We start from the raw sequence: 11,954 nt of genomic DNA, 5'->3' as shown, positions 1-11,954 counted from the left end.
GCTTCTCTTCGAGGGTATAGGACTTGCGCCGGCGTGCGGGCGCTGTCTCGCCCCGAAGATCCCCGCCAATCATTCCGTCCAACGGGATCGTGTCCATTAAGCCCCACTCATGGACACCATCTTCAGCATCCCGAGCCCGATCGTTAGCCGATCCGAACACCACTACGGAAGGCGGTCATGACCGGGCGCTTACGATCGTCGTGGCCTTGCCGCCGTTACGCCCGCGCAAGCCAAAGCCGGCGATGTTGCGAGGTCCCCGCGCCTTCATGCCAAAGGGCCCGAAGAAACGTCCCAAATCCACCCCGCGTGCATGGAACCTGCCGCTGCTCGATCCGCCGCGGCGTCTGTTCCACATCCCCCGCCGCGCTGTTCCCGCCCACGCCGCCCCGCGCATCTTGGGCCTCGATTTCAACGCGACGTACCGCCCGCTGCCTCCCCCTCCGTCGGCGGACGACCCCATCAACGCCGCCCGTCTCGGCCAGCGCCTTGCGGCGCTCGGCGCCGCGCTTGACGATCTGCCCGGCCAGGCACAACGCTTCGCCCGCTGGAAGGCGCGGCGCGACGCGGCAATCCCGCGGGACGGTCCCGTCACCCGCCGACGCCTCTCGCCGCTGCGGCGCGGGCGTCCGCCCGGCGGGCGGCTGTCCCGCTACGACCCGACTGCGCCACATCCCGACAGAATCCGCGAGGTCGACGAAATCCTGGCGCACGCCCATGCGCTGGCCGTCTACGCGCTGGACCCTCCCGATACCTCATGACGCGACCGGCCGGCCAGGACGCGACAAGCGAAGCAGCGACAGCCAGCGCGGATTTTCCCCCGCCTGGCAACGATCCGTGCTGCCTGGCAGAACCGTTGCTCGTCGCTCGGTTAAACCGGCCGGCCGCCTCCGGACTTTGCCTCACTGAGATAACGCTCCGCCAGCGTCGCCCAGTAGCGGATGCCGACAGGCAGCGCCGCGTCGTTGAAATCGTAGCGCGGGTTGTGAAGCTGGCGCGGCGCCGCTTCATTTTCATGGCGCGACCCGAGGAAGACGTAGCAACCCGGAGCCGCACCCAGCATGAAGGCGAAATCCTCCGCGCCCATGACGGGCTGCATCGCGGCGTTCACGGCCGCCGAAACCTCCTTGGCAACCGAAGCCGCGAATTCGGTCTCGTCGGCGGTGTTGCGCAGCACCGGATAGCCGCGCTCGAAGAAAAATTCGTGGCTGGCGCCGCCGGCCTCGGCGGCATTGCGCACGATCCTTTCCAGCCCGGTCTCGAACTGGTCCCGCACCGCGTCGTTGAGCGTATAGACCGTGCCGCGAACGATGGCCTTGTCCGGCGTCACATGCACGCTTTGCCGGTCGGCCGGATTGCCGCTCTGGAACTGCGTGATCGACAGCACGACCGGCTCGGCCGGATTGACGTAACGCGCCTTGAAGGCGTGCATGTCCTGCACGATGCCGGCCGCGATCAGCAGCGGGTCCGCCACGCCGTATTGCGTGGCCGGATGGGCAAGCGCGCTGCCGATGCGGAATTCGAACGTGTCGATGGAGGCCAGCATCGGGCCGGGCCGCATCGAAAAGCTGCCGAGCGGCGCGGACGGCAGATTGTGCAGCCCGAACACCGCCTGCACCGGAAACTTTTCGAACAGGCCGTCCCTGACCATGAAATTGCCGCCGCAACGCTCGTCGCCCGTCTCCTCGGCCGGCTGGAAGATGAAATGCACGGTGCCGTCGAAATCGCCGTTGCGGGCGAGGTGCTTTGCAGCGCCGAGCAGCATCGCCATGTGCCCGTCATGGCCGCAGGCATGCATCTTGCCGTCCACCGACGAACGGTAGTCGACCGCGTTCTCCTCATGGATGAACAGCGCGTCCATATCGGCGCGCAGGCCGACGGCGACGGGGCTGGTGCCTCGCCTCAGCGTCCCGACCACGCCGGTCCCGCCCAGTCCGCGATGCACATTGATGCCGAATTCTTCAAGCTTCGCCGCGACGAAATCGGCGGTGCGGTGCTCGTCGAAGGCGGTTTCGGGATGCGCATGAAGATGCCGCCGCCACTGGGTGGCTTCTTCGACGAGGCTGTTGTCGAGTGGGGTCGAGCTCATTTGCGCTTCCTTCAATTGCGGCAACTCAGGGGAGGTGCCGGGGACAGTTTACTTTCTTTCCGCAGGCAGGCGGTGCCGCCGCAAGGTTCGTGCTGGCGGAAAAAAGTAAACTGTCCCCTGTGGTTACCTGACCCCGCACCAGTCGATCACACTCGCCGCGATGACCTTTGCGCTTCTCACCAGCGAGTCGATGTCGACATATTCGTCGGTCGAATGGAAACCGTCGCCGGCCGGGCCGTAGATCACCCCGTCGACGCCGGCGCCGGCATAGTGCGCCGCGTCGCAGACGGCGATGAAACCCTTCATCGCGGGGGCCTTGCCGGCGGCCGCCGCCCGCTTCATCAGCGAGGCGACCAGCGGATGGTCGGGCGCTGTGTTCATCGGCGGGAAATGCAGGCCGCCGAGGTCCCAGTCGATCTTGATCGGGTTCTTCCTCAGCCAGTCGTCCATGGCGCAGAAGCTGGCGACGAACGCCTCGAAATCCCGGCGGTATTGCTTCGAGGTCTCGTCCGGCAAAAACTTCATGTCGAGGTCGAGCACCGCCGCGTCGGGGATGATCGCCGGGTTGGTCATCACCGTCGGCAGGCCGTTGGCGCCGAGGCCGGTGCCGCCCCACATCACGCCGATGTTGATGGTGTTCATGCCGGCGGGCAGCAGCGGATGCGAGCGGGCGCGCACGCGGTTCTGCTCGAACAGGTGCACCGCCTCGATGAAGCGCGCGGCGATGTCGATGGCGTTGACCGCCGGCGCCAGCCGGTCGCTCGTGTGCTGCTGCGGGTAGATCTCGTTGAAGCGGAAGGCCGAATGGCCGTTGCGGCCGCGAATGGTGACGCGCGCCCACTCCAGCCCGCCCTCGGCGGGATGCACATCGCCCCAGCTCGGCTCGGCCACGAGGATCGCCTTGGCGAGCTTGCCGCGCCTGACATTGTCGATGGCGCCGCCGCCGCCGGCCTCCTCGTCCACCACCGAGTGGAACGCCAGCCGCCCGTCGAGTTTTATGCCGGCGCGGTTGATGGCACGCATCGCCGCCACGCAGGCGGCGACGCCGCCCTTCATGTCGATCGAGCCGCGCCCATAGAGCTTTCCGCCGGCGATCTCGCCGCCGAACGGATCGACCGTCCAGTCCTTGAGCGCACCGGTCGGCACCACGTCGATATGGCCGCACAGGATCAGGCTCTTATCCTCGGAGCCGGGTTTCTCTCCGATCAGGTTCGGCCGGCCGGGCAGGGCGTCGAACTGCTCGGTGGCAAAACCCTCGTCCTTGAGGATCGGCTCCAGCAGCTTTTGCACGTCGCCCTCGCGGTTGAGCCCATCGGCAGTCTCGAATTTCGGATTGACGGACGGGATGCGGACGAGGTCGCGCGTCAGGTTGATGACGAAGTCGCGGTCCTTCTCGATGAAATCCTGCAGCGCCTTGATCGTGGCTTCGGTATCCGGCATGGCATCCTCTTTCTGGTCGCGGCCTCAGGCGGCCGGCTGGCATGTTGCGACGATGGGTTCCAGAATGGCGGCAAGCCGGCCGGCCCAGGTGGCGATGCCCTCAGGCGTGTCGATCAGGTCGTGTCTGATTTCGATCAGCACCGCCGGGTTGCCGCGATCCGTCCCGTGGACGGGAATTGCGTAGTCGCCCTCGCGGTCGATCCGGTAGGGCTCGTTGTCGCCCACGACCAGGGCGGGGTCGGTACGCAGCGCGGCCAGGAATTTTTGCGCCAGTTCGCCGCCGTCCTCATGCAGCACGCCGATATGCCAGGGCCGCGCCACGCCCAGAAACACCGGCGTGAAACTGTGCATGGCGACAATCAGGTTCTTGGCTGCTCCGCGCCGGTCGAGGAATTTTGCAATCGCCTCATGGAACGGCTCGAACATGCGCTCGCGCCGCAGTGTCCGCTCGGCCTCGTCCAGCCCTTCATTGCGGGGAATGCGCGTCGCTTCCGAGATCACCGGCATGCTGGTCGGCACGCCGAACGGCCGGTTCAGGTCGACCAGCAGACGCGAATAGGCGCCCAGGAACGCCGGCGCGCCGAGCCGCGCGGCCAGCGCCCGCGTCACCTCGGCCGCGCCGATGTCCCAGGCGATGTGGCGCCGGAGTTCGGACGGCGCGACGCCCAGCCGTCCGTAGACGGCCGGAATGTGGTTCGACGCATGGTCGCAGACCAGCACCAGTGGCGAGTTCGACCCGGCATTCACGATCTCGACCGGCTCGGGCCAGTCGGCCGTCGGGGCTAGAGCGGTTTGCATTCAGTCGGCCTCATTCCGCCGGTGATGGCTTGGGCTAAGGTCAAGGGCTTCGTTGCAGGTCGAGCTAGTGGCCCGGACAAGACGACGCCCGATGGATTTGACCCAAAGCGGCCCGGTGGAATGGGGTCGAGTGAATGCAAACCGCTGTGGGGCAGGGGCGGTCAATAGCGGTCTCCATAGGCCGCGCAGATATCCGCCTTTTCCTTGCCCGCCATCAGCGCCAGCTCGGCCAGCTTCACGGCGACAAAACTCTCGATGAGTGGCGCCGGGAACCAGCCGCGAACGGTCTCGTCCGCCGTCAGCGCCTCAAGCGCCGCCTCCAGCGTTTCCGGCAGCCGGCGCAGGCCGTTTGCAGCGAGCTCCGTCTCGCTCATCAGCGTCGGGTCGCCCGACACGATCGGCGGCGCCAGCAGCTTCTGCTCGATGCCCGCCAGCCCGGCCCGCACGATGCCGGCCAGCGCCAGATAGGGATTGGCGGTGGCGTCGGCCGCCCTATACTCGATGTTGAATTGCCGCGCCGGGTCGCGCCCGCCCATCGTCACCACCGGGCAGATGCGCAGCGTCGCCTCACGGTCGCGTTCGCCGAGCCAGGTGTAGGAAGAGCTCCAGTTGTGCGGCGCCAGCCGGTAATAGGAGGGCGGGCTGGAGGCCGTCAGCACCGTCAGCGCCTGCAGATGCTTGAGAACGCCGGCGCAGAACGAGCCAGCCGCTTCCGACAGTCCGCCGGGCCGGCCGCCGTCATAGGTCGCCGGCCTGCCGTCGGCGTCGACCAGGCTGAAATGGATGTGCACGCCGTTGCCGACGCCGTCTAACAAGGGCTTCGGCGCGAACGAGGCGCGGCGGCCGAGGTTGCGCGCCACTTCGCGCGTCACCTCGCGGATGACGATGGCGCGGTCCGCCGCCGCCAGCCCGTCCGTCGGCGCGTGCGTCACCTCGAACTGGTCGTTGCCATATTCGGGAAGCACCATCTCCGGCTCAACCCCGGCCTCTTCCAGACAGGCGGCAAGCCTCGGCCCGAACACGCCAGCGGCGCGGAAGGCGGTCACCGAGAACGCATGCCCCGGCACGCGCGCCGGATCGGCGACGCCGGGATGCAGCAAAAACTCCTGCTCGAAGGCGGCGACGACCGAAAGTCCGGTGGCCTGCTTCAGCGCCGCCAGCGCGTCCTTCAGTTGTGTCCGCGTGCAGCCGGCCCAGGGCGAACCGTCGAGCTCGACGATGTCACCCATGACGAGGTCGAGCGGCGTTTCGCCACCGGTCGAATTGGTCGAGAACCGCGCCGGCAGGTCGGGCACCAGCCTGACGTCGCCCGCCGATCCCCAGGGGTTCTCGCCGGGGATCGAGTTGAACGGCGTGAGGCACAGGTTCGCCGGCACCCAGCCAAGCCCGTTGATTGCCGCCTTCTGCAGCCGTTCCTCTGTCACCGGCCGGCCGCGCGTGATGCCGGCGAGGTCGGTGGTCACGACATGGGCGAGCGGGGTCATCGTGGCGCTCACGCCTCGCGCCCCAGCGCCTCGAAGCGTTTTGCCACGGTCGCCGTGTCGGCCACCCAGCAATAGCCGCCGAACGCCTTCAGCGCGCCGTCATGCCGCTCCTGCGACGGGGCGGCGCAGGCATCGGACACGCAGGTCACGAGATAGCCGCGATCGGCCCCGTCGCGCACCGTCATGTCGACGCACTGGTCGGTCAGCATGCCGCAGACGACAAGGTTGCGGATGCCGAGGTTCTTCAGGAGATAATCGAGGTTGGTCGAGTTGAAGACGCCGGACGAGGTCTTCGGCAGCAGGATCTCGTCCCCGACGGGCGCCAGTTCCTTAGGCGGCAGACCCTCCTTCATGCTGGGGGGAATGTGGATCGGCGTCAGCTTGTGGTCGAGCGAGCGGTCGCGGCCGTCCTCGGTCAGGCTCTGGATAATGGTGTGCAGCACCTCTACCCCCGCCTCGCGCGCCGCCTTCAGCAGCTTGACCTGATTGGGGATCGTCACCTCGCGCGTCTGCTTGTAGATATAATGGTCCGGCCCACGGTCGGCATGGTCGGGGTCGAGCCCGGGTTCCAGCCAGATGCGCTGCATGTCGACGAGCAGCAGCGCCGTCGCTCCTTTCTGAAAAGGTTCGTCTCTGCGCGGAAGCTGGGCTTTGGCGGTCATGAAAACTCCGGAAATGTCATGATATTTTTACCGCCGGCGGTGGCGGAATGCGGTCGCCGGGGCTCTTGGCGCGCTCGGCGTCGTCGCCGCCGTCCAACGTGACGGCGTTGGCGCTGCGGATCGCCTCGATATCCTCGATGCGGCCCCTGATCGACGCGCCATGCAAGCCGAGCGCATGCGCCAGCACCGCCTCGATCTGCGCTACCGGCGTCGCCAGCGTGTCGAAGGGCGAGTCGGCGTCGATCGCCGCCACCATCGTTTGGTCGGCAAACTCGGCGATGGGCGACAGCCACGGATCGGTGAACAGCAGGATGCCGACGCCGCGCTCATGCGCCTGTCGGGCGAAGCTGACCACATCCGCCTGGTAACGGCGGTAGTCGAACACCACCAGCAGGTCGCGCTTGCCCATGTCGATCAGCACGTCGAAATCCGACGGCGAAAGCTGCTCGATATCACGTACGCCGCTGCGCAACTGAACGAGGTAGCCGGCCAGCATCGAGGCGATGTGTCGGCTGAAACGGCCGCCGAGCAGCACGACCTGCCCCTTGGCCTCTATGATCATCGACACCGCCCGCGTGTAGGCCTGGGACGGCGTCTGGGTTCGGGTACGCTCCAGGCTTTCGGCGACCGAATTGTAGTAGCCGAGCGCCGTCCCCCCGCTGGAATTGGCGGGCCGCTTGGCTTCCATCATCAGCAGAGGCGAATGCAGGCGCGACTCGACTTCCTCCAGCAGCTTCGACTGGAAATCCGAATATTTTCCGTAGCCGAGCTTGATCATCAGGCGCATGACCGTCGGGTCGCTGACGCCGGCCTGGCGCGCCAGCCGCGTCGCGGTGCCGAGGCCGGACATCGGATAGTCCGCCAGCAGCGCCTGCACGATCTTCTGCTCCGCGGAGGTCAAAGCCGTCTCAGTATGCGCCAGTTCCTCCCGGATAGACACCGCTGCTCCCGCGTCTCCATGCTGTTGACGAAGAAATTACAAGATGGCTCAGGATTGTCAATTTTGGAGATTTTTCTACACGCCGCTTTCGACTGTCTAATTACCTTGCGACCCAGAACGCGCGAGTTGCAACAGGCGAGCGTCGCCTGGCCCCTTGAACTGTTGGTTAACCATAAAACGGTTCGTAAACCATTTTTGCCTACCGTCTGAAGAGGGGCAAGTAGCGAGTCCAGGGGCAACGGGTAGTCTGAATGATCGTTTCCAATTTTCTGAAATGGGTCCACACGGCGCGTGTCTCCGAAAGGGCCTATGCGGCCGGGCTTCTGGCGCGGGCCTTCATCGAAAATCAGTTCTCGCTGGAGGACCGTTGCGCCGCCGAGTCTGCCTTGACGCTGCTGCTCGACGATCCGTCCTGGAAAGTCCGGCTGGCCATGGCTGAAGCGTTGTCGATGAGCCGTCACGCGCCCTTGCAGATCATCAGCGCGCTGGCTTCGGACCAGCCGGAGGTCGCCAGCCTGATCATCGGCCGTTCGCCATTGATAACCGATCTCGACCTGATCGACTGGGTGGCCTCCGGTTCTTCGGCAACGCAGGTGCTGATCGCCCAGCGTTCCGCGATATCCATGTCGGTGTCTGCCGCATTGGCCGAGGTGGGGGAGGCGGATGCCTGTTTGGCACTGCTTGCCAATCCGGGCGCCGACATCGCGTCCATCAGCTTTCGCCGCATCGCCGAGCGTTTCGGCGATTCAGCACCGGTGCGCGAAGCGATGATTGGCGACAGCCGCCTGCCGTCCGATTGCCGGCATATGCTGCTGGTCAAGGTCGGGGAGGCGCTGAGCCGCTCGCCGCTGGTCTGCGCGCTGATGGGCTCGGCGCGCGCCCAACGGATCACCCGCGACGCCTGCATAAAAGCCTCGATCACCGTGATCGACGGCACCCGGCCGGACGAACATGTCGCCCTGATCGAGCATCTTCGCCTGCGCGGCGATCTGACCGCCTCCTTCCTGATCCGCGCCGTGGCGCATGGCAAGATCGATTTCTTCGGCTCGGCGATGGTCGTGCTGACCGGCCAGGCGGAACATCGCGTGCGTTCGCTGCTGTCGGGCGGCGGCGATGGAGCGGTCGCGGCGCTGATGCGTGGCGCCGGGCTGGGCGCCGCCACGCATGGTGTGATCATGCGAGCGCTGAAGATCTGGCGCGAGGTGGCGAAGGGCAAGCAGGTCGCCGGCGTGCAGGAAGTGTCGTGGCTGATGCTCAGGGAACTCGGTGGGCCGAACGCTGAGGGCGAACTGGCGAGTTTGCTGAAATCCATCCATCTCGACGTGCTGCGCGAAAATGCGCGCGACCACGCGCTGGCGATCGCGGCGGCATAGGTGCCAGGCAAATCAACTGATGGGAGCGGCCTGCTAAGAGAAAAAATGCCGTTTTGGCGCGAGCATCGGCGACGCGCGTTCGCCGAGCGCCTCCAGTACGGAAATCTCACACACACGGCAGAGCCCGTCCAGCGCGAGATCGTTGGCCTCGGTGCCGAACGGGTCTTCCAGTTCCTCCGACAGGGCATCGAGGCCGAAGAAGGTGTAGGCGATCAGGGCGGTGAATAGCGGCGTCGCCCAGCCGGTCGATGGCACCAGGCCGAACGGCAGCAGCAGGCAGACGACATACGCGGTGCGCTGTAGCAGCAGCGTATAGGCGAACGGCAGCGGCGTTCCCGCAATGCGCTCGCAGCCGGCCTGCACCGCCGCCAGCGACGACAGCCGCTCGTCGAGGATGCGGAAGCCGATCGGATCGATGGCGCCGTCCTTGCGGGCAGCGTTGATCTGCCGGCCCATGCGGCGCACCAACTCGTCGGCGCGGTTGGCGTGGCGCGCAAGGCCGTCGGCCTCTGAGCCGATGAACGCCTTCGTCTCCGTGGTTGCATCGACCTTTCGCAACTGGCCGCGCAGCGCATGGCAGAAGGCGAGCGCGTTCATCAGCAGCGGACGATGGCGGTCACGGTCCTCGATCAGCGAAATCGCGCCGCGGGAAAGATTGCGGATGTCGAAGACCAGTTGGCCCCAGAGTTTCCTCGCTTCCCACCAGCGGTCGTAGGCGGCGTTGTTGCGGAAACCGAGATAGATGGAAAGCGTGATGGCGATCAGGCCGAAAGGCGCGATGTTGAAGTCGCTCATGTCGAGCGCCAACCAGCTCACCAGTTCGACGACCAGGACAGAGTAGGCGGCGAAACCGATGATCTGCGGCAGGATGCGCGGAACGATCGACCCGTGCATAACGAAGAAGAGCTGAAAAATGTTCGGTCTCGGCCGGACGATCATCGGTCTTTCAGTGCGTTCTTCGAGGCTCGCCCGTTGCTGTTTGCTCTAAAGCCCCGACCCGTCGTGCGGGCCCTTAGGGGCGTAGGCGAGCAAGACCAAAACATCGGCGGGCGAGCGTCGAAGGATGCACTGAAAGCGGGGCATCTCAGATGTCCAGCTCTTCCGTCTCCGCGAACTCCGCGCGCTCCTGGATGAAGCGGAAGCGGGCATCGGCCTTGGTGCCCATCAGCGAATCGACGGCGGTTTTGGTGCCTTCGGGATCGGTCTCGTCGACATCCACGCGAAGCAGAGTGCGCTTGCTCTTGTCCATCGTGGTTTCCTTGAGTTGCGCCGCCATCATCTCGCCGAGACCCTTGAACCGGCCGATCTCAACTTTTCCGCGCCCGGTGAATTCTGTCCGCAAGAGTTCGTCCTTATGCGCGTCGTTGCGGGCATAGGCGACCTTGCCGCCCTGGCGGATCGAATAGAGCGGCGGCACGGCCATGTAGAGATGGCCGTCGCGGATCAACTGCGGCATCTCCTGGTAGAAGAAGGTGATCAGCAGCGAGGCGATGTGGGCGCCGTCCACGTCGGCGTCGGTCATGATGATCACGCGGTCGTAGCGCAGATCGTCGTCACGGTACTTTGAGCGCGTGCCGCAGCCGAGCGCCTGGATCAGGTCGGCGATCTGCTGGTTGGCGGCGAGCTTGTCATTGCCGGCGCTGGCGACGTTGAGGATCTTTCCGCGCAGCGGTAGCACCGCCTGGCTGGCGCGGTCGCGCGCCTGCTTCGCCGAGCCGCCGGCGGAATCGCCTTCGACGATGAAGATTTCCGCGCCCTGCGCCGCACTCTGCGTGCAGTCGGCCAGCTTGCCGGGGAGGCGCAGCTTGCGCACCGCGCTCTTGCGGCTGACTTCCTTCTCCTGGCGGCGGCGCACGCGCTCGTCGGCGCGCGCGATCACCCAGTCGAGAAGCTTTGTCGCTTCCTGCGGATTGTCGGCCAGCCAGTGGTCGAAGGCATCGCGCACCGCCGTCTCGACGATGCGGATGGCCTCCACCGTGGCCAGCCGGTCCTTGGTCTGCCCGACGAACTCCGGCTCGCGGATGAAGACCGACAGCATGCCGGCGGCCGAGATCATCACGTCTTCCGGCGTCACCACCGAGGCACGTTTGTTGCCGGTCAGGTCCGCATAGGCTTTTAGCCCGCGCGTCAGCACGGCGCGGAAACCGGCCTCGTGCGTGCCGCCCTCGGGCGTGGGGATGGTGTTGCAGTAAGAGTTCAGGAACCCGTCGCCGCCGTACCAGGTGACGGCCCATTCGATCGAGCCGTGGCCGCCCTGCTTGTCGCTCTTGCCGGCAAAAACCTCGCGCGTCACCTGGAACTCGTCGCCCAGCGTGGCGACCAGATAGTCCTTCAGCCCGCCGGGGAAGTGGAAGACCGCCTTTTCGGGCGTCTTGTCCTTGTCGGCGATCAGTTCCGGCGCGCAGGACCAGCGGATTTCGACGCCGCCGAACAGATAGGCCTTCGAACGCGCCATGCGGTAAAGCCGCGCCGGCTCGAATTTTGCGCCCTTGCCAAAGATGTCGGCGTCGGGATGGAAGCGGATTTTGGTGCCGCGCCGGTTCTGAACGTCGCCAAGCTGCTCCAGCCCGCCCTGCGGCACGCCGCGCGAAAAGCGCTGCCGGTAGAGTTTTCGGCCGCGCGCGACCTCGACTTCAAGCAGGTCGGAGAGCGCGTTGACCACCGACACGCCGACGCCATGAAGGCCGCCGGAGGTCTCATAGACCTTCGAGTCGAACTTGCCGCCGGCGTGCAGCGTGCACATGATGACTTCGAGCGCCGACTTGCCCGGGAATTTCGGATGCGGATCGACCGGAATGCCGCGGCCATTGTCGGTGACGGTCAGGAAGCCGTCGGCGGAGAAGTCGACCTCGATGAAGCTGGCGTGGCCGGCCACCGCCTCGTCCATGCAATTGTCGATGACTTCGGCGAAGAGGTGGTGCAGCGCCTTTTCGTCGGTGCCGCCGATATACATGCCCGGCCGCCGGCGCACCGGCTCAAGCCCTTCCAGCACCTCGATATGGCTGGCGTCGTAGCCCTCGCTGCCGTCCTTGGAGACGGGCGTCTTGCGGGCCGCGGCGACGAGCGGGTCGACCGGCCGCGACGGGCGCTGCGGCGGCTGTCCACCGATGTTGGAAAAGAGGTCGTTGTTGTCCATTCGCGCGTCGGTCGATTGATTCGGTTTCGGTCGGA

The 11,954-nt window shown here is 66.0% G+C and carries 10 protein-coding genes; 2 read left to right on the top strand and 8 right to left on the bottom strand.

The window, feature by feature from the left end; translation table 11 throughout:
- The first annotated feature begins 266 nt into the window (after positions 1-266).
- Positions 267-758: a hypothetical protein gene (locus tag ABMA59_RS14915; RefSeq protein WP_349006147.1), complete on the top strand. Its 492-nt coding sequence runs from the start codon at positions 267-269 to the stop codon at positions 756-758.
- A 110-nt stretch (positions 759-868) separates the two neighbouring features.
- Here ABMA59_RS14915 and ABMA59_RS14910 read toward each other — a convergent pair whose 3' ends face one another.
- From ABMA59_RS14910 to ABMA59_RS14885, 6 genes are all read right to left on the bottom strand, one after another.
- Positions 869-2,086, bottom strand: coding sequence for an amidohydrolase (locus ABMA59_RS14910; RefSeq protein ID WP_349006146.1), 1,218 nt, complete (start codon positions 2,084-2,086; stop codon positions 869-871).
- A gap of 123 nt (positions 2,087-2,209) precedes the next feature.
- A complete protein-coding gene (locus ABMA59_RS14905) occupies positions 2,210-3,526 on the bottom strand; it encodes a M20 family metallopeptidase (protein ID WP_349006145.1) in 1,317 nt (438 codons plus the stop codon).
- Between the two features lie 24 nt (positions 3,527-3,550).
- The gene (locus ABMA59_RS14900; RefSeq protein WP_349006144.1) at positions 3,551-4,324 is read right to left on the bottom strand and encodes an N-formylglutamate amidohydrolase; all 774 of its coding nucleotides are present in this window, start codon (positions 4,322-4,324) and stop codon (positions 3,551-3,553) included.
- Positions 4,325-4,485: 161 nt separating this feature from the next.
- A complete protein-coding gene (locus ABMA59_RS14895) occupies positions 4,486-5,820 on the bottom strand; it encodes a glutamine synthetase family protein (protein ID WP_349006143.1) in 1,335 nt (444 codons plus the stop codon).
- Complete coding sequence (locus tag ABMA59_RS14890; protein ID WP_349006142.1) at positions 5,817-6,470, bottom strand: cysteine hydrolase family protein; 654 nt, start codon at positions 6,468-6,470, stop codon at positions 5,817-5,819. Before ABMA59_RS14890 ends, ABMA59_RS14895 begins: the two co-directional genes overlap by 4 nt.
- A gap of 16 nt (positions 6,471-6,486) precedes the next feature.
- Positions 6,487-7,410 carry a MurR/RpiR family transcriptional regulator gene (locus ABMA59_RS14885; RefSeq protein WP_349006141.1) on the bottom strand — a complete coding sequence of 308 codons (924 nt, stop codon included), beginning with the start codon at positions 7,408-7,410 and terminating at the stop codon, positions 6,487-6,489.
- A 251-nt stretch (positions 7,411-7,661) separates the two neighbouring features.
- Between ABMA59_RS14885 and ABMA59_RS14880 the strand changes: the two genes are divergently transcribed.
- Complete coding sequence (locus ABMA59_RS14880; protein ID WP_349006140.1) at positions 7,662-8,783, top strand: DUF2336 domain-containing protein; 1,122 nt, start codon at positions 7,662-7,664, stop codon at positions 8,781-8,783.
- Positions 8,784-8,816: 33 nt separating this feature from the next.
- Here ABMA59_RS14880 and ABMA59_RS14875 read toward each other — a convergent pair whose 3' ends face one another.
- Complete coding sequence (locus ABMA59_RS14875; protein ID WP_349006139.1) at positions 8,817-9,722, bottom strand: bestrophin family protein; 906 nt, start codon at positions 9,720-9,722, stop codon at positions 8,817-8,819.
- A gap of 145 nt (positions 9,723-9,867) precedes the next feature.
- Positions 9,868-11,919 carry a DNA topoisomerase IV subunit B gene (parE, locus tag ABMA59_RS14870; protein ID WP_349006138.1) on the bottom strand — a complete coding sequence of 684 codons (2,052 nt, stop codon included), beginning with the start codon at positions 11,917-11,919 and terminating at the stop codon, positions 9,868-9,870.
- Between the last annotated feature and the right edge of the window lie 35 nt (positions 11,920-11,954).

The organism is Mesorhizobium yinganensis (assembly GCF_040081985.1).
In the GTDB taxonomy this organism is placed as follows: Bacteria; Pseudomonadota; Alphaproteobacteria; order Rhizobiales; family Rhizobiaceae; genus Kumtagia; species Kumtagia yinganensis.
Note: the sequence above shows the minus strand (reverse complement) of the source record. Positions and strands in the feature narration are given on the sequence as shown.